The organism is Ekhidna sp., assembly GCF_965221965.1.
Classification (GTDB): domain Bacteria; phylum Bacteroidota; class Bacteroidia; order Cytophagales; family Cyclobacteriaceae; genus Ekhidna.
In genome coordinates, this window is record NZ_OZ244926.1 from 1232062 (window position 1) to 1250062 (window position 18001).

15 protein-coding genes are annotated in these 18001 nt (G+C 42.2%); 6 read left to right on the plus strand and 9 right to left on the minus strand.

Annotated features, from left to right (window positions below):
- Positions 1–127 precede the first annotated feature (127 nt).
- On the minus strand, positions 128–1267 hold the full coding sequence (locus ACOQON_RS06105) for a cystathionine gamma-synthase (RefSeq protein WP_420578038.1): 1140 nt from the start codon (positions 1265–1267) through the stop codon (positions 128–130).
- Between the two features lie 211 nt (positions 1268–1478).
- Here ACOQON_RS06105 and ACOQON_RS06110 point away from each other — a divergent pair, with 211 nt between their 5' ends.
- The gene (locus tag ACOQON_RS06110) at positions 1479–1949 is read left to right on the plus strand and encodes a hypothetical protein (protein ID WP_420578039.1); all 471 of its coding nucleotides are present in this window, start codon (positions 1479–1481) and stop codon (positions 1947–1949) included.
- A gap of 5 nt (positions 1950–1954) precedes the next feature.
- On the opposite strand, the gene ACOQON_RS06115 is transcribed toward ACOQON_RS06110, so the two are convergent.
- Positions 1955–3556: a mechanosensitive ion channel family protein gene (locus tag ACOQON_RS06115; RefSeq protein ID WP_420578040.1), complete on the minus strand. Its 1602-nt coding sequence runs from the start codon at positions 3554–3556 to the stop codon at positions 1955–1957.
- An 82-nt stretch (positions 3557–3638) separates the two neighbouring features.
- On the opposite strand from ACOQON_RS06115, the gene ACOQON_RS06120 reads away from it, so the two are divergent.
- On the plus strand, positions 3639–5681 hold the full coding sequence (locus tag ACOQON_RS06120) for a M3 family metallopeptidase (RefSeq protein WP_420578041.1): 2043 nt from the start codon (positions 3639–3641) through the stop codon (positions 5679–5681).
- Here the strand turns inward: ACOQON_RS06120 and ACOQON_RS06125 are convergent.
- Complete coding sequence (locus tag ACOQON_RS06125; protein WP_420578042.1) at positions 5678–6682, minus strand: hypothetical protein; 1005 nt, start codon at positions 6680–6682, stop codon at positions 5678–5680. The two genes, ACOQON_RS06120 and ACOQON_RS06125, sit on opposite strands and share 4 nt — an antisense overlap.
- A gap of 436 nt (positions 6683–7118) precedes the next feature.
- Between ACOQON_RS06125 and ACOQON_RS06130 the strand changes: the two genes are divergently transcribed.
- Together ACOQON_RS06130 and ACOQON_RS06135 are read left to right on the plus strand one after the other, a co-directional pair.
- The gene (locus tag ACOQON_RS06130; protein ID WP_420578043.1) at positions 7119–8525 is read left to right on the plus strand and encodes an MATE family efflux transporter; all 1407 of its coding nucleotides are present in this window, start codon (positions 7119–7121) and stop codon (positions 8523–8525) included.
- A gap of 11 nt (positions 8526–8536) precedes the next feature.
- Positions 8537–9073: a dihydrofolate reductase family protein gene (locus ACOQON_RS06135; protein WP_420578044.1), complete on the plus strand. Its 537-nt coding sequence runs from the start codon at positions 8537–8539 to the stop codon at positions 9071–9073.
- Here the strand turns inward: ACOQON_RS06135 and ACOQON_RS06140 are convergent.
- Positions 9063–11756: a hypothetical protein gene (locus tag ACOQON_RS06140; protein ID WP_420578045.1), complete on the minus strand. Its 2694-nt coding sequence runs from the start codon at positions 11754–11756 to the stop codon at positions 9063–9065. The two genes, ACOQON_RS06135 and ACOQON_RS06140, sit on opposite strands and share 11 nt — an antisense overlap.
- Positions 11757–11885: 129 nt before the next feature.
- On the opposite strand from ACOQON_RS06140, the gene ACOQON_RS06145 reads away from it, so the two are divergent.
- Positions 11886–12317, plus strand: coding sequence for a MarR family winged helix-turn-helix transcriptional regulator (locus ACOQON_RS06145; RefSeq protein WP_420578046.1), 432 nt, complete (start codon positions 11886–11888; stop codon positions 12315–12317).
- A gap of 9 nt (positions 12318–12326) precedes the next feature.
- Here the strand turns inward: ACOQON_RS06145 and ACOQON_RS06150 are convergent, their stop codons facing one another.
- From ACOQON_RS06150 to hppD, 5 genes are all read right to left on the minus strand, one after another.
- Entirely contained in the window at positions 12327–12695 is a 369-nt protein-coding gene (locus ACOQON_RS06150) for a cupin domain-containing protein (protein ID WP_420578047.1), read from the minus strand.
- A gap of 89 nt (positions 12696–12784) precedes the next feature.
- Positions 12785–13330 (minus strand): REP-associated tyrosine transposase, encoded by a 546-nt coding sequence (locus ACOQON_RS06155; protein WP_420578048.1) that lies wholly within the window; start codon positions 13328–13330, stop codon positions 12785–12787.
- 218 nt (positions 13331–13548) lie between these two features.
- A complete protein-coding gene (locus ACOQON_RS06160; RefSeq protein ID WP_420578049.1) occupies positions 13549–14337 on the minus strand; it encodes a hypothetical protein in 789 nt (262 codons plus the stop codon).
- 254 nt (positions 14338–14591) lie between these two features.
- Positions 14592–15146 carry a hypothetical protein gene (locus tag ACOQON_RS06165; protein ID WP_420578050.1) on the minus strand — a complete coding sequence of 185 codons (555 nt, stop codon included), beginning with the start codon at positions 15144–15146 and terminating at the stop codon, positions 14592–14594.
- Positions 15147–15281: 135 nt separating this feature from the next.
- Positions 15282–16406: a 4-hydroxyphenylpyruvate dioxygenase gene (hppD, locus tag ACOQON_RS06170; protein ID WP_420578051.1), complete on the minus strand. Its 1125-nt coding sequence runs from the start codon at positions 16404–16406 to the stop codon at positions 15282–15284.
- Between the two features lie 217 nt (positions 16407–16623).
- On the opposite strand from hppD, the gene ACOQON_RS06175 reads away from it, so the two are divergent.
- Complete coding sequence (locus ACOQON_RS06175) at positions 16624–17985, plus strand: NAD-dependent succinate-semialdehyde dehydrogenase (protein ID WP_420578052.1); 1362 nt, start codon at positions 16624–16626, stop codon at positions 17983–17985.
- Positions 17986–18001 lie beyond the last annotated feature (16 nt).

Consider the following 18001-nt stretch of genomic DNA (forward strand, 5'->3'; position numbering starts at 1 on the left):
TATTTCACCGAATATAGTCACTATCTTCATACCACAATTCACAACTAATCCCGAAAAAACAAGTCTTTTCGACTAAGCATAAAGAACCCCGCAAGAGCGGGGTTTATTGTTTTGTTAGAATCAACTTTTATCCGATGGCTTGTTCAAGGTCTGCGATCAGATCATCTACGTCTTCAATTCCAACGCTCAGCCTAATTAACGAATCGGTCAATCCAACAGACAGGCGCTGTTCCCGCGGCACACTGGCATGAGTCATGCTGGCAGGATGGCCTACAAGCGACTCCACACCCCCCAATGATTCGGCAAGACTGAAAATCTTAAAAGTTCTAAGTGTTTTATTGGCTTGTTCAATCGTATCCTCTTTCTGAATAAACGAAATCATTCCACCAAATCCTCTCATTTGGCTTTTTGCTACTTCATGATTGGGGTGATCTTCAAAACCAGGCCAGAATACCTTTTCTACCTTATGATGGTTTTTAAGATAATTGGCTATCCGTTCTCCATTTTCGCAGTGACGCTGCATACGTATGTGAAGTGTTTTGATTCCTCGCAGAACCAGGAAGCAATCCTGCGGACCAGGTATTGCTCCGCTGGAGTTTTGAATGAAAGCAAACCTCTCATCCACTACGGGATCATTTGTTCCAAGGAATCCCATCACCACATCCGAGTGACCAGCAATGTATTTTGTAACTGAGTGCATCACAATATCAGCACCAAGGTCCAATGGGTTTTGAAGATAAGGTGAGGCAAAAGTGTTATCCACCGCCACCATTACATTTTTCTTTCGTCCCAAATCTGCAATTGCCCTGATGTCCAGAATGTTCATCATGGGATTGGTTGGGGTCTCTACCCAAATCAGTTTCGTTTTATTGGTGATTACCCTTTCGATATTGCTTACATCTCGCATATCCACAAATGTGAATTTGATACCGTATTTAGCAAATACCTTGGTAAACAACCTGTAAGTGCCACCATAAAGATCGGAGGTACTGATTACCTCATCGCCGGGATTCAGAGTTTTGATTACTGTTTCTGTGGCACTCATGCCAGACCCAAAACACCTTCCAAACTGTGCGTTTTCCAGAGCCGCCAGATTTTTTTCTAGCGCATCGCGTGTAGGGTTTTTTGTTCTTGCGTACTCGTATCCTTTATGAACACCTGGCTCTTCCTGAACATAAGTGGATGTTTGAAAAATGGGAGTCATGATTGCTCCGGTGGATGGATCCGGTTCAATACCTGCGTGAAGTGCTTTTGTTCCGAACTTCATATGTAGATTTATTATTATTCAGAGAAAGAGCGAATTTATTAATTAAAGTTCCTCGCCACGAATGGATTCAATAATCCTTTTATTGAAGCTACTCTTGGTTTTGTCGAAGTATAAGTATCAATCACCTATTAGTAAGGGCTGAAAACTATAAATAGTTATATCCTTGCGCTATCAATCAGCTATTCATTTTACCACCTAATATCGAATAGCAATGAAAACTTTCACCGTACTTCTACTGTCTTTACTCACATCTTATGCTTTCGCTCAATATTATTCTGGCTATTATGTGAGCGATCCACAAGTCCATGCTTTTGATCATTTTAAGATCAAGCATAAACATGATCATACGAAACTGGACGGAGACTTAACCATTCATGCCTACATTGGGCATAATGAACTTTGGGAACAAACCGCTCATTATGTTTCAGATGAAAATAAACGAGAGGAGCTAATTGAACAGTATGGTCATGGTGAGGAGGTTGTATCCATTCATATCCTGAAATTCATGTGGGATGGAAACGAATGGGAGTATATCATGCTGGGATATATTGCAGCAGACGACCATCGGCATTTTATTGTTATCGAAGAAATTTTCAACGATGAAACCGAGACCAGACTATTGGAATTTAATCGATTTGACTGGGTAAAAGGTCATCACTTAACAGCCTCAGGGAGTAACTAGGCAGATCAGTTCTTCTTAAAAAACGTCTGCAACTTCGTCTCTGCTTCCTGACCGGATAAATAAGAAGGAGAAAGTGAAGGCTGTCCCGGTAAATTTTCGATATGCAATGTCTGAGTAGGGAATGCGAAATTGACTCCTAATTCTTTTCCAAGCTTCATGATACTCATTAGGATTTCATGTCTGCAGTGCAGTTCTTCCGCCCATGTTGGGACATTGAAGAAAATATAGAACATGATATTCAGTGAGCTATTGGCCATTTCATTAAAATAGACATGGTAATTGTCCTTCCAGGTTTTAGGGTGGTCTTCTACAATTTGTCTTAGCCCCTTTACAAAAATCTCAATCATTTCAGGCGGAGTATCATAGGTGATAGATATATTAGTAAAAAAGCGACGGTATTTCCTTAAGCCATGGTTGTCTATGGTATTATCTGCCAATTTGCTATTGGGGACATAGATGACCGAGTTTCTAAATGTTCTGATTCTGGAGGAACGAAAGCCCACTTCTTCCACAGTACCATCTACATCATTAGACGTTATCCAGTCACCGACCTGAAACGGTTTGTCAATAAAAATCATCACCGACCCAAAGAAGTTTTTGATGGTGTCCTGTGCGGCCAAAGCAAAAGCTAAACCACCTATAGAAAGACCAGTTAATAATGGAAGGATCGGAACATCCAGGTTGTCAAGAATAAGCAGCGTACCTGTAATGATCACGAATGTCTTAAGTGTTTTTCGAAGGAGAGGAACTAATTGATCATCAAGGGTGCTTTCTGTGCTCTGAGCCATTCGGGCAAGGTAAATGCTGGCGATTGTGACTAATCGGTAGGCAATTACGGTCCCAAATAAGGGTACCATCACTCTTAAAATGATATTTACATATCTCGAATATTCAATTGGAAGTTGCAAAGCCGGAGTAACCAGGAGCAGCAGTAAGACAATAATGAATACACTGGTAGGACGTGCAATCTGCCATAGATACTTTTCAGAGGTTTCTCCCTCATACCCAAATCGCTTAACAACCCGTCTGAAAATGCGTTCGGTAAAAAACGCAAAGATTTTATAGACAAGAGTACTTATCAGAGCTAGAATGAATATTGCAGCATATTGATAAGCATAAAGCCCAAGAATCTTTTTTGTTCCTAAAAGTTTCGGTAGCAGGTTGATCAGCTCACCAGTACCGAACCTAAAGGTCTCCTCGTATAGTTCATCTATCCGATCAATACTGGCATCAGAAAAGTACCATTTATTGTTTGAGGCTTTAAGCAGAAAAATATTGGGGTAGTCTTCCAGCAGCACATATTTGTTTTTATTGCTGAGAGAATCAGTATATGAATTTGCTTTTGGGATTTCATCCAGGTAAATCAATATACCCCTTCCATCCAGGATTCGCTTGAATTTAATAGCGGATTTCTTTGCTTGCGGAAAAGTCCGATCTGCTGTCTTAAATGGGAGTGAAGCCAATGAGTCGTTCCGGTTTTCCGGCTGGGAGTTGTCCATGAAAGTTTTCACAGCCCCATGTGGACTTGTCAGATCAACGAAAGCCTCATCCTGAGCATGAACGCATAAAAGAGAAAAGAAAATAGCTACCGATAGAACGAATCTCATATGTCAGGTTGTTTCTTTGCAAAAGTAATCCTCAGCGGCAATTACCTTTGCCGTTCATTTTGAAATATAACGATTAAAACAGATGTCAAACCCGCTTTTATCATCATTCCAAACTAAATATGAATTACCGCCTTTTTCAAGGATTTCTGTGGCAGATTACACGGAAGCCATAGAGAAAGCACTGGGTGAGGCGAAAGAGGAAATCAATCAGATTATAAACAATGAGGAAGCACCTTCCTTTCATAATACGATAGAAGCACTTGATTACAGCGGTGAAAAGCTTCAACGCAATTCATCTATTCTTTTCAATCTGAATTCTGCCGAAACCACTGATGAACTTCAAAAAATAGCACAGGATATTTCTCCGAAACTTTCGGCGTTCAATAGCGAGGTAAAACAGAATGAGCAATTGTTCGATCGGGTAAAAGCAGTCTACCAGCAACGCGAATCCCTCGACTTGACGAAGGAGCAGGAGAAATTGCTGGATGAGACCTATCTGGATTTTGTGCGTAGAGGGGTAGAGCTTGAGGGTGAAAAAAAGGCTCGTTTTAAGGAGATAAGTATAGAGCTGTCAAAGATATCCTTGACCTTTTCTGAGAACCTCCTTGCCGAAACAAACGGATATGAATTGGTTATTGAAGATGAAAATGATCTATCCGGACTTCCAAATGACGTAAAGGACCGTGCAAAGGATCTGGCGAATAAAAAGGGCAAACCGAATGCATGGGTATTCTCACTGCAAGCGCCAAGCTATATCCCATTCATGGAGTATGCTGACAATCGATCGTTGCGCGAGCGGCTGTATAAAGCGTATATGACAAAATGCTTCAAGGGAGATGACCGAGACAATCAGGAGCTGATTCTTAAAACCATCAGACTGAAGGCAGAGCTGGCATCCTTGCTGGGCTACCAGACCTTTGCGCATTACATTTTGGAGCAACGAATGGCAGAATCACCCGAAAAGGTAATTGAGTTTCTCAATGATCTGCTGGAAAAAAGTTTACCGAAAGCTAAAGAAGAGGTAGAGGAAATTAGAAATTTCATAAAATCACAAGGTGATGATATTGAGTTGCAACGATGGGACTGGGCATACTATTCTGAGAAACTGCGGAAGGAAAAGTACGAATTGGATGATGAGCTTGTAAAGCCCTTCTTTAAGTTGGAAAATGTGATTGATGGGGTGTTTACAACCGCTGAAAAACTATTTGGTATCACATTTAAGCTGAGTGAAGAGCTTGAGGTTTATCACGAAGATGTGAAAGCCTACGAGGTTCAGGGTGATACAGGAGAAGTGATTGCCGTATTTCTTGCGGACTTTTTTCCAAGAGACGGTAAGCGTGGCGGTGCGTGGATGACGTCTTATCGAAATCAATACGTTCAGAATGGAAAGCGGGTGATTCCACAGGTTAGTATTGTATGCAATTTCACTCCTTCATCAGCCAATCATCCATCGCTCCTGAAATTTGACGAGGTGAGCACATTATTTCATGAATTTGGCCATGCGCTACACGGTATGTTGGCAGATACAACTTACCAGAGTTTATCAGGAACAAGTGTCTATTGGGATTTTGTGGAGCTACCATCCCAGATCATGGAAAACTGGTGCTATGAAAAGGAATGCCTTGATTTGTTTGCCAAACATTATAAAACAGGAGAGTTGATACCGGAGGATTTGGTCAACCGGATCAAAAAATCAGCCACTTACCATGAGGCCTATGCAACTGTCCGTCAGCTTAGTTTTGGACTGCTTGATATGGCGTGGCATAGCCTTTCTACTGAAGAGGCTAACGAAATTACAGATGTGGGGGCTTTCGAGGACAAGGCTTTCGCACCAACGGAGCTATTTTCTAAAGTGGAAGGAACGAATATGAGTGCTCAATTTGGGCACATCTTTGCTGGTGGATATGCGGCCGGATACTACAGCTACAAGTGGGCAGAGGTATTGGATGCCGATGCGTTCTCCTTGTTTCAGCAGAACGGAGTTTTTGATAAGGAAACCGCTACTTCCTTCAAAGAAAATATCCTGAGCAAAGGAGGTACAGAACACCCGATGGAGCTTTACAAAAGATTTAGGGGGCAGGAGCCTACACCGGAGGCATTGCTCAAACGTGCCGGATTGATTTAAGCTTCCAGGTACTCAATTTCAGAACTTAGTGTTTTGTTCTGGGCACTGAGGTCATTTTTAAGGTCAGATATTAGCAGGGAAAGTGAGGAGTTTAACTTACGTATTTCCTGTTGCTTTTCAGGTCTGCCGGCAAATACACGATCCTTTTCTGCAGGGGAGAGCATCTGACTGAAATATGCAGTATCAGTCGAAAGCTTTTCCAGCCTCGCTGAAACCTTTGGCAAAAGTGTCAATATCTTATTCATCGGAGCTGCAAGCTCTTCTACCGGCATATTATAAAGGATAGCGTTTATCTCGGAATCGCGAAGGTTTATTTTTTCTTCTGAGTCAGCCCGCAAAGTCATCAATAGCCGGGACATGGCTTTAAGGTTTCCATTGGTGCGTTGGTCCCGCGAATTGATTCGCGCAATGTTTAGGAAAGGTAGGTACTTCTTGACCTTTTTGTTTTTAAAATCAAATTCTGCAATTCCCCGATAAATCTCATTTTTGGTCTTCAGGTATTCAGCACTGTTGATCCACATGGAAGGGAGTACATCAATCTCGCAGGTTGGTTTTTGGGCCGTGATCCTGATGCGGGTCTTGTCGCTGTAATCCACAGACTTAAACGTTGGATCTTTTCTGAGGACCTCTAACAAGTCCATGGCGAGAGTTTGCATGTCCTGATGTGGCTTTTCAGATAGGTTTTTCTTAATCACAATAATCTCCACATCTCCGTATAGCAAAATATTGGAGTATGTTTTCAATGCTCCCTGGTAGCGATAATCCACATCATAGCCACGTTTTTTGAGTGATTTGGCGATTATTTCATGGATTCTGCGGGAATTGGCATAAACCTTATATGCATAGGAAGCATCTATTTCCACCATCGACTCCAATGCATATAACAGACAATCCGAATAGCCGGATTGATGAAATGCATCTGAAAGTACAGGCTCGCGCAAGGCTTCATCGTACCTTCTTCCTTTTAGGTTTTCTACTAGCAGGCTGTAGTCGTGTTCCATTAAGGTGCCAAAATAATCAATTATACAGATATGAATTGTATTTTAAGAAGATTATCGTTGGAGGTGGCCTTAAGTTGGATCAACCTCTTTGCGTGGTTAATCACTAAAAAAACGGGGGATGAAGCTCTATTTTTTTAAGTAGCCCTATTTAAAATCCAATTTGCATAGGGTGTGTATGCAGATAGACAGTTTTGAAGGAAACAAAGAAATCATACTCAATTTAGAAATTTTCTTATCCGATTTGTGCCATTAAAATGAAAAAATCACTACTATTGCATCCTTATGATTCTATTCGCTGAGATTGTAAATACCACACCCTCACACATCCGAGGGTAACCCCAAGGCTGGGTATCTCAAACTATCCGTTTCTATTTCTTAACAATTTATTAGGCCGTCGCTCTATTTGCACGGTTCAACACATCTAATTCATTTAGAAATGACGAAAGAATCATTCTCTCTATCCAGAGTTATCAAACTCTTTATATCCGCCCTAAAGGGCAATGAAACTGAATTCACGACTGGTAGTATCAATCGTGCAATTATCCTATTGTCAATTCCCATGATCGCAGAAATGATTGGTGAATCACTTTTCGCTATTGTGGACATGATATTTGTTTCCCGTATAAGCGTTAATGCAATTGCCACAGTGGCTTTGACTGAGACGCCTTTGATGATTATATATTCATTAGCTGTAGGTCTAAGCATGGCTGCCACGGCTATTGTTGCCCGACGAGTAGGTGAAAAAAGGTTAGTTAGGGCAGCAGATGCTGCTTTTCAAGCTATCCTTATATCCATTACAATCGGTGTTTTATTCGGTATAGTCGGTTTTGCTTACGCAGAGGAAATCCTAACCCTGATGGGAGGGGAGCTCGATCTTATTGCAGAAGGAGTTGGCTATACGAAAATTATGTACGCAGGTAATCTGAGCATTATCTTGATATTTCTTATCAATGGCGTTTTTCGGGGTGCTGGCAATGCATCCATCGCGATGAAATCCCTGCTTTTGGCCAATCTTTTGAATATTGTACTCGATCCTATTTTCATCTTTGGTCTGGGGCCAATTCCTGCCATGGGTGTGGAAGGAGCGGCTATAGCCACGACCACAGGTCGGTCCATAGGTGTGGTTTATCAGCTTGTTCATATTTTCAACGGCAGTTCACTGATCAGGCTTACAGTCAAAAATTTTGTGGTTCGAATCAAAACCGTCGTTGAAATCATTAAGATTGGATCTGCCGGAATAGGTCAATTCCTGGTCGAGACGTTAAGTTGGCTTTTCCTGGTACGAATTGTAGCAGAGTTTGGCACTGAGGCGGTAGCTGGTTATCAACTCTCGTTTCGGGTGATCGTGTTTACACTTCTGCCGTCATTTGGAATGGCAAATGCCGCGGCAACACTGGTGGGACAAAATCTAGGTGCCAAAAAACCTGATCGTGCAGAAACCTCGGTATGGCGTACGGCTAAGTGGAATACGATATTTCTAGTTTCCGTGGCAATTGTGTTTTCCATTTTTGCAGACCAGGTGCTCGGCATCTTTGACCAATCCGGTATTGTACTCGAAACTGCTAAAAGTGCGCTCAGGATTATCTGCTTCGGTTACATATTCTTCGCTTATGGTATGGTCATTGGCCAGGCATTTAATGGTGCCGGAGATACGCTTACACCATTATGGATCAATATAGTAGTGTTTTGGGCTATCCAAATTCCGCTATCGTATTATCTGTCTGTCTTGAATGATTGGGGCGCTGATGGGGTCTTTTTCTGCATCGCATTTTGTCACAGTCTGTATGCGGTGATTGCGATCGTACTCTTCAAAAGAGGCAAATGGAAAACGGTTGAAGTATAACCCGACTGCTTATGAGAAAGATTGTTTACTATGTAGCTACCTCTTTAGACGGTTATATATCCGGAAAAGAAGGTGATATCAGCAAGTTTGCTATCGGAGGAGAGATGGTGGAGCAATACCAGTATGACCTGGAGTCGTTTGATTCAGTCATCATGGGAAGAAACACGTATGAGTTTGGCTATCAGTATGGTTTAAAACCCGGCCAGCCTGCATATCCTCACATGGAGCATTTCATTTTTTCAAATGCACTTGAACTGGAGGGTGCTCATGAGCAGGTGCAAGTGGTGCCAATGAATTTGGATACTATCCGTGAGCTTAAAAGCGAGATAGGAAGTGATATTTACCTATGCGGAGGAGGCATGTTTGCTGGTTGGCTGATGGAAAATGGAATGATCGATGAACTTAAACTAAAAGTGAATCCGATCATTCTGGGAGATGGTGTTCGGCTTTTCGGAGATTATGAAGGGTCAACCAAGCTGAAGGTAATATCAAATAAATCGTATCCCGACGGATTTCAACTGGTCACCAGTAAGGTGATCAATAGCTGAATGTATAAAATTCCAGGCTTTCACCCCAGATGGTGAAGACCTGGAACTCTCTTTTTGCACTGGAGTAGATCAAACTTACTTCATGTTCAGAGTTGAGCGGATTACCAGTGATCAGATTGCCAGATTTGTCGTAGATGTAAAGCGCCTTATTCTGTACATCTGTGAAGATCACCAGGTCTTTGCCTGCACCAAATTGATAGTATTGGACAAGAATAGGCCCCTGGGATAAGTAATCTTTCTTGAAAAGGAGATTGCCGGTATCGTCCAGCACCTCATACGTGTTTCCTTCATTTCGGATGATGATGAAAGACTCCTTGCCGGTATCAGGTATCAGTTGAAACTTCGTATCTGCACTGGTTTTAATTAATTGATCGCGTTTAATTACCCCGCCTTCCAGTGTAATTTCGGTTAGCTCTCCTCCCTCAGATATTACTGTGATGGACGAATTGCTTAGTGAATTGGATTGGCGCAGGAAATAGTTTTTACTGATTGTCTGCTTCGTTTCAAATGGAAATCCGCCCATGTTTTCGCCTCGTCTGTTCATCAGATTGATGACGCCATTTTGCTGCAGCGATATCATCACATCCGTGCGTCCCAAGCGAGCGTGATCCATCGGGACAAGTGCGCCTCTATTCATTTTTCTTGGATTCCAGCCATCCAGTAGTTTCAGGTCCTTATCGGTGAGATAAATATTACCGTTTGCATCGGTGATGGCCAGCCGGTAATTTCTGCTTCGATCATAATCGATCAGGTTTAAGTGTTCAATAGTAGGTGAGGATGGAAGCGCTTTTGGATAGCCCGGGATGGCTGCTCCGGTACGATCAATCATAAATACCTTCGAAGCAGTCGCGAAGAGATACTGGATCTTACCATTTTTATAATAGTCTATGGCATGGATGTCACTGACGATTTGTTCTTCTATGTTTTCCGACCAAAGCGCATTTTGATTCGGATCCATATAATAGACCGTATTGGTGCTGTCCTGAAGAATGATGTCAAAATCTTTATGCGCATGCGTTCGAACGAGGAACGGTTTGGTGGTCAGGGCACTCACAAACCGAACGCCATTTTCGGCATTGGTTTTAGGTATACTTGACCTTCTCTTCACCGGTTGGGTAAATGTATAGTTGGTAAAATACTGACCATCCACATAGCTGTATTGAAAAGCAGCCAGTTCAATGGATCTGTAGGTGGTTGTGTTTTCCTTGAAATGTTCTTGCCATTCGGGCTTCAGGGATGAGGAAATGTTATCCCACGCACGAGGTATATTCACAAACAGGCTGACATTTGCTGCATTGTTAGTTCGGCTAAAAAAGTCATTCATTTGAATGGATTTACCCCAGGTATCTTCTTCCTGAACCGACGCAATGAGGTTTTTCAACTCCTGCAGATCATTGGAAAAGATCAGGTAGTTTCTGTAGCTGATATAGAAACATTGATCAAATCCATCTGCCATGTCTCCGAGTAGCGTAGAAGGAAAATTTCGAATCGCCAGGAAGCGAATCTCATTGTCGCTGTAAGACTCGGAATAAACGGAATCTCCCCTAGCCAGGGCAATTCGCTGGGTAAGCTGACCAAAGAAATTCAATGACTCCTGTATGTTTTTAACTTCCAAAATCATCAGCTTTTGTTTGTCTCTAGCCCTCGGCGATTCCAGTGTCGCCACTCCGATCTCCTCATCTACCAGGTCAAAAACCTGATCCACATTAAAATCATATTGAGACCTCAGTGAGTCCTGTAAGTTTTTCACATCAGGGTACCTGGATCTCACATAGGCTACTTGCTTGTCCTTCCATCCGGTCATATTCGAGGAAGTGATATGTAATAAATGAGCAGTGTTTTCAGGTATCACCTCTGCCATATCAAACGTGGCTGGCTGCTCGTTATGGGTGTCTATCCAACCGTTTTTTGCTGCGTATGAAAAGCCTGAGAACTGCAGGAATGAGGAATCCAGCATAAGGTCATAATTACCGGCCGTCATGGAAAAATTATGATCTTGTGGAGTAAATGCTCCGAGTAGTTCACCTGCCTTTTCGTAATTCAAATGAATAGTGACAACTCCCTGTGCACCAGTATCCTTTAATTCATTAAACTTCTCTTTGAATGCAGGCAACTCCGAGTCGCTGATCACCCGTATAGCGTCCTCAATGAGGTAAGGAGTAAAGCTTGCCAGGAAAAAATTCTTGTAGAAAATGAAGGTTAGTGTCTTCCCCTCACCGCTGATCTCACTGATTTTGAAATCATTGTAGTTTCGGGTTTTGAAGCGATAACCCTGCTTTTGAAGTCGGCCGATGGTCGCGTTTGCAAATGTGTTTTGTGAGATGTTTTGAAGTTCGACGATGAACAGAAAATCAAGATTCTCGCTGGAGACCTTATGAGCAGACGCCAGAACTGGCGCTTTTTCAAAAACTGCTCTGAATCCTCCTTCACCATTGATGGAGTCCAGGAAAGTGAGACCACTTCTGAAGTTTTCAAAACCAGTGGATTGATCAATGATCGACCATGCCGTATACCCCTGAAGCGTCTGAAGGTCTTTCATGACCTCACCCTCCAGCACCATGGCGGCATCTGCGGGTACAAAGCTCCAGATTGTGAGGTTTGCATGCTTTACCCATTTCTCGTAGGTGAAGTATCCTGCTCCAGCCAGCAGTAAAATGGATATAATGATTAAAACTTTTTTCAAGCCATGCAGTTGATTAACTCAAAAATAACTTAGTTATTGAGCTTTTAGTACCCATAACAACCTTTGTTTGATTTTTTTCAATAAACGGTCATTTCGGACATACAGTAAATTAAATATCTTTAAAGCCCCATGCCAGACTACAAAGAAATAGGGTCATTCATAGACCGCACCTATAAAGTTGTTCGACACGATCTAATCAGTCGTTTTAAAGAAAAGAAAGTAAATATCACTCCGGAGCAATGGGTGATTTTGTCTAAGATAGGGGAGCAGGACATGTACCAGACGGACCTGGCGAATATGAGCTTTCGGGATAAACCGACGGTCTCCCGAATCGTAGATCTGCTGGTAAAGAAAAAGCTGGTGGAGCGGGTGCGAGACAAAACCGATGGAAGAAAGTATCATGTACGTATCACACCGAAGGGAAACAATGTGATTCGAAAAGCTACGCCTGCGGTGGAAGAATCCAGGAAGCTGGGATGGACTGACCTCTCAGAGCAGGAATATGAGACTTTGATCAGTATTTTGGATAAAGTCTTTGTTAACTACAACGGGAAGGAGTAGCTTATTCTCCTACTTCGGTTCCAGAATCAGGAAAACCGCCGTGCTATCACCAATGTTCAGCACTTCATGCCATTCGATCTTTTCGTTGTAGAAGCTGCTACCGGTTGGCACTTTCACTTCCTTAGTACCTGAGGCATCTGTGATTCTGAACGTGCTTCCCTTGATGGTATACCCGAAATGTTCAGCGTGATAGTGCCGCTCATGACCCACGCCCGGAGGGAAGGTACACCTCAGTGCACGCATGTTTTCATTCTCTTCCAGCACTTCACACACCGGCTGATCGTTCCATCCTGCTTCCAGCGGATCGGGGAGGGGTTTCTTCTTTGGGGTGCAGTTGATGAGAGAGAAGAAGATTATTGGAAGGATAAACTTTGCCATGGGATTATGATGTCAGTTTTATTCGCCTTGCTATTGACAAATCTAGCGCGGAAGTTACTTCCGTGCTTTTTCATTCAATGAAAACTACTTCAAGCAACCCTTTTCCTCCGGCATAATCCTCCGGCATAATCAATAGCACTGGAATATAAATAATCCTGTGGCTCTCGGACAATCCCTTCAAGAATTGGGTTATTATGAATATAGTCTAATTTCTGACTCATCATTTGGTTGTCTGATAATTCTATAGGGTGGTATTCATTTTGCCAAAAACAATATTTCTGATGTTTACTGCTTTTTTCAGCTAACTTTCCAAACATCCACAAAAGCCATTCTTTTCTACTTTCCTGTTGGTTTTCAGCAATCGCTTTTGTTATCACTACAGATGTGTACTTCTTAAAATCACGAATGATGTCTTGGATTTTATGATCTGAATTTCGTCCTATGATCAAATGAATATGATTGGTCATAATACACCAAGCGTATATTACTAACCCTTTCTTCTGCTGACAATATTTTAAGTTTTCTAATATAAGGTCCTTGTATTCGGTCCTGGTAAAAACGTTTATCCATTGCACTACACTAAACGTAATAAAGTAAATCCTATCCTGATTCTTGATCTTATATTTTTCACTCATAGATCAAATGTAAAACCTCGTGAGATAAGTAAACTGTTTAGGAATGGCACGGAAGTAACTTCCGCGCCAGGAAGGTGACCCGCACTGCGCCATACAGGTAAAATCTCCCACGAGCAGAAGGTGATAGAAAGCACTTCAAGTTCCTGGCGGCAGATAAGCGGGATGTTTTGCAGACACTTTGCAAATGACTAAGCAAGGCCATGCGACCATATCGTTTGTTAGCGAGCGTACTTTCTTCTTTGATAATTGGTGAAAATAACTGGTAAAATATAGCCTTCCTCTAATGGCTCACCTCGTGAGTAGAACTTTCTTAGTTTCGGGAATTCATCAATTACTCTTTGAACTTCTTTCTCATAAAGTTCGGGAGCACTGCTTCTAATTATAGTTAAGCTGTCAACTTTGCCCAACTTCAATTCGACATAGACTTTATAATCTTTAGATAGTTTTGGTAAAACCTTCCAGTTAATTCGGTTATAGAACTCAGCCATAACAGTATCAGGATTACTTGACAGATTCTTATCGTCTGGTTTGAAACCGTTGACATAATGCTGTTGACTTATGAGGTTTCCTTGTTCAATGTTAATGACTGTTTCTTCTTCAAAATAGCGAGCAAACCCTGAGTGATTATACTTTAGCATCTTGCCATGTTGTATGAAAAGGTTCCCACTAAACCAGTTAGCTTTTATTGGAGATTCTGATTCAAATAGTTTGTTGAAAATGCTAATTTCCTTGCTGGCACATAGGAATACGTCCACAAGATAGAGTTCATCGCCTTCCAACTTCCAAACGCCTTGATAGCTTCTCCAGAGAGCAGTTGAGCAAGTTATATTTAGAAATGGATATTTCTTCTCGCGTTGCTCATACTCACCAAGATAATCCTCCAATGGCAAAGAAAGGAGTTGGAGTGTATCACCATCATAAATTATCAACTCAGCCTGTTGACCAGTTGCCAACGAAAGTTGAACCGAAAGTACCAAGATGAATATCGTGAGAATTTGTCTCTTCATGTTGCAGAAGTGCTCGCTAACGTCTAACTAGCAGGCGTATGCCCACAAGTTGTAAAGAGCACTAAGCTAGCGAAACTGGCCAACCCCTACAAACGTCAACTACGAAGCACTGAGTACAGAAAGTCTTAAGCCAGAAAAAAGGAAAGAAGGGCGGGGAAATAAACCTAGCAGAATGGACAGTGTAGCGGTCAAATTGCAGTGAACTGGGTAGAAAGCACTTCGGCATATGCCTGCTAGTGCTTGTTGTAGCACGTTTATCTCCGTTCCAATATGCGTTTGGCGGCTTCTACAGCTTCAGGAACCAATGAGTTTTGTTCAACAATGTTCGTAAGTTCTTCTGTTGATTTATTGTCAAATCTGCGTTCGAAACCCTTCACAGATAGTTCATACTTTCGTTCTTTAGATTCCTCGGTTTCTGGTTCAATTCCGAAAGATGTTCTGAAAGTTGCAAAAACTTCTGGGTTAAGAATTAGATGTAGAATTAAAAGAGTTAATGCGGTTAACTCAAATGAGATGAAACCAATACCAAATGAAAATGTCCGATTGTAAAAGCTAATCCAAGGAGTAAACGTTGAGACAGTTAGGATAGCAAATGCGTACTTCCAAGCTGGTTTGTTTACCAATATTAGTGTTAGAACGATAGCAAGACCAAATCCAGCATATAGAACTGAATCTGCCATTACATACGTTACTTCGTTCCCCTCTTCGTTCACATAACCAGGTGTTAGCAGGGTTTGGAATGCATGAGTTAGTACAAGAATTGATGCTATTCCGAAGGGGATTAGTTTAGGTAGTTCTTTTTTCGTCATGAAAGTTATGTGCTACAACATCATTATAACAGGAATTCCTGTTATCCACCTTTCAAATATACCTGTTTAATATATCACTCATAAAAAAAGGAACCCTCTCGAGTTCCTTTCTTCAGTGTGATTAGTGGTGAATATTTATAGTGTTCCTCTCAGCTCTTGCTCGCGCTCCAGCGCTTCAAACAAGGCTTTGAAGTTTCCTTTACCGAAAGAGGTAGCACCTTTTCGCTGAATGATCTCAAAGAACATCGTTGGTCGTGCCTGTACCGTTTTGGTAAAGATTTGGAGCAAATAGCCTTCATCATCACGGTCTACCAGAATCCCTAGCGGTCTTAAGGAATCAATGTCTTCATCGATTTCGCCCACACGTTCTGTTAGCACATCATAGTACGTATCAGGCACCTTCAGAAATTCTACCCCTCGGTTCTTCAGATCGGTTACGGTTTGGATGATGTTGTCAGTGGCCACAGCAATGTGCTGTACACCCGCTCCCTCATAAAACTCCAGGTATTCATCCACTTGTGATTTCTTCAGTCCGGCAGCCGGCTCATTGATTGGGAATTTGATTCTTCCATTGCCATTACTCATCACTTTGCTCATAAGAGCCGTATATTTGGTGGAAATGTCTTTGTCATCGAATGACATGATTTGCTTGAATCCCATCACTTCTTCGTAGAACTTCACATATTTATCCATGTCGCCAAGCTCCACGTTACCTACCATGTGGTCTACATATTTCAATCCAACCGGCCCGGGGTTGTATTCAGTTTTCCATTCGCGATAGCCCGGAAGGAAAATGCCATTATAGTCTTTTCGTTCGATGAAGATGTGCACCACTTCACCATACGTATGTATTCCGGACTGCACCACTTTACCGTACTTGTCTTCAATGGTGTTTGGCTCCATGAACGATTTGGCTCCTCGTTTCATCGCTTCATTGTAGGCGACTGTAGCATCGTCTACCCAGAGAGCTGTCACTTTCACACCATCCCCGTGCTTATCGATGTGCTCGCCAATGATTGTACCGCTGCGAAGAGGGGAGGTCAGGACTAAACGGATTTTGTCCTGGACGACCACATAAGATTCACGATCTTTGATTCCGGTTTCTAATCCGGCATAGGCCAGTGACTGGAATCCAAAAGCAGACTTGTAAAAGTGAGCGGCTTGCTTAGCGTTACTCACATACAGTTCTAAATAATCTGTGCCATTGATCGGCATGAAGTCGGTTTCCTGTGCATCGGGTGCTAGTGCAGTGCGTTCCATGATCTATGTGGTTTTATATTAGTTGCTTTAACAACAAAATTAAAGTGTCTTATTTCCAATTCAAAGTGAGCGAAAGGAACAATTCCTCTCTGTTATTCTATTATATAGTAATCGAGTTCGATACAGGAGACTAATAGTGTCATTTAATAAAAATTGAATTCTCTTATATCGTACTCTTGTTATAACATTTCTAACTGATTCAAAATTCAATAGTTTCATGCAAGCCATAAACCCTGCTACCGAACAACCCTTAAAAGTTCATCCAAATCATTCCGACGAGGAAGTGAGAGGTACCATTGAAGAGGCTCAAAGTGCTTTTAATGATTGGGAGAACACCTCCTTTTCCCATCGGTCAAATCTCATGAAAAAGGCAGCCGATGTGTTGAGGTCAGAACAGAAGGCTTTTGCCAAAGTGATGACGGAAGAGATGGGTAAAACCTTAAAGGAAAGTGAGGCTGAAGTAGAAAAATGTGCCTGGGTATGTGAGTTTTATGCGGAGAAAGCTGAGGAGTTCCTTAAGGATGAACTAATCGAGACGGATGCTTCCAAGAGTTATGTGCGTCATTGTCCGCTCGGAATTGTGTTTGCGATTATGCCATGGAACTATCCGTTCTGGCAAGTTTTTCGTTTTGCGGCACCCAGCCTCATGGCAGGAAATGTGGCCATTCTGAAGCATGCTCCCAATGTACCTGGTTGTGCTGCAGCGATTTTTTCTGTTTTTGAAAAAGCCGGATTTCCAAAAGGCGTTTTTAATAATCTGTTTATCAGTAATGAACAAGCATCGGATGTAATTGCTCACAAACACGTGAAGGCTGTTACGCTAACCGGAAGTACCAGAGCTGGAAAGGAAGTTGCTAAACAGGCAGGAGCGGTCTTAAAGAAATGTGTACTTGAGCTCGGTGGAAGCGACCCATATATTATCCTGGAAGATGCGGATCTTGACCTGGCTATAGAAACAACTGTTGCCAGTCGGCTGAAAAACAACGGCCAAAGCTGCATCAGCGCCAAACGCTTCATTGTGCCCGAATCCATTAAGGAAACGTTTGAGGAAAAACTGGTTGAGGAAATGAAATCCTATCGGTTTGGAGATCCGACGGATGAGCAGACGGATCTTGGTCCGATGGTTGGAAAGAAATACAGGGATCAGTTACATGGTAAGGTTACCCGGTCTATAGAAGCAGGAGCCAGGTGTATTTTAGGAGGGGAGGTGCCGGATATGAAAGGCTATTACTATCCACCGACGATTCTGACCAATGTGAAAAAGGGAATGCCCGCATATGAGGAAGAGTTATTTGGTCCCGTGGCTACCGTCATTACGGTGAAAGATGAAGAGGAAGCGTTGAAAGTAGCCAATGACACTTATTATGGTTTGGGCGGAGCGATCTTCTCCAAAGATGTGGAACGAGCTGAAAAATTAGCCGCCACTAAACTTGAAGCCGGCTCTTGCTTTGTAAATGCGATGGTTCAATCCGACCCTCGTCTACCTTTCGGAGGCATCAATGAGAGCGGATTTGGTCGTGAACTATCGCACCATGGTATCAAAGAGTTTGTGAACGTGAAGACGGTTTATGTTAAATAATCTGTATTAAGGGGTA

Bases quoted from the DNA above. Each gene is read 5' to 3' on its own strand.
- ACOQON_RS06105 (WP_420578038.1), bottom strand. From the start codon at position 1,267: ATGAAGTTCGGAACAAAAGCACTTCACGCAGGTATTGAACCGGATCCA.
- ACOQON_RS06110 (WP_420578039.1), top strand. From the start codon at position 1,479: ATGAAAACTTTCACCGTACTTCTACTGTCTTTACTCACATCTTATGCT.
- ACOQON_RS06115 (WP_420578040.1), bottom strand. From the start codon at position 3,556: ATGAGATTCGTTCTATCGGTAGCTATTTTCTTTTCTCTTTTATGCGTT.
- ACOQON_RS06120 (WP_420578041.1), top strand. From the start codon at position 3,639: ATGTCAAACCCGCTTTTATCATCATTCCAAACTAAATATGAATTACCG.
- ACOQON_RS06125 (WP_420578042.1), bottom strand. From the start codon at position 6,682: ATGGAACACGACTACAGCCTGCTAGTAGAAAACCTAAAAGGAAGAAGG.
- ACOQON_RS06130 (WP_420578043.1), top strand. From the start codon at position 7,119: ATGACGAAAGAATCATTCTCTCTATCCAGAGTTATCAAACTCTTTATA.
- ACOQON_RS06135 (WP_420578044.1), top strand. From the start codon at position 8,537: ATGAGAAAGATTGTTTACTATGTAGCTACCTCTTTAGACGGTTATATA.
- ACOQON_RS06145 (WP_420578046.1), top strand. From the start codon at position 11,886: ATGCCAGACTACAAAGAAATAGGGTCATTCATAGACCGCACCTATAAA.
- ACOQON_RS06150 (WP_420578047.1), bottom strand. From the start codon at position 12,695: ATGGCAAAGTTTATCCTTCCAATAATCTTCTTCTCTCTCATCAACTGC.
- ACOQON_RS06155 (WP_420578048.1), bottom strand. From the start codon at position 13,330: ATGAGTGAAAAATATAAGATCAAGAATCAGGATAGGATTTACTTTATT.
- ACOQON_RS06160 (WP_420578049.1), bottom strand. From the start codon at position 14,337: ATGAAGAGACAAATTCTCACGATATTCATCTTGGTACTTTCGGTTCAA.
- ACOQON_RS06165 (WP_420578050.1), bottom strand. From the start codon at position 15,146: ATGACGAAAAAAGAACTACCTAAACTAATCCCCTTCGGAATAGCATCA.
- hppD (WP_420578051.1), bottom strand. From the start codon at position 16,406: ATGGAACGCACTGCACTAGCACCCGATGCACAGGAAACCGACTTCATG.
- ACOQON_RS06175 (WP_420578052.1), top strand. From the start codon at position 16,624: ATGCAAGCCATAAACCCTGCTACCGAACAACCCTTAAAAGTTCATCCA.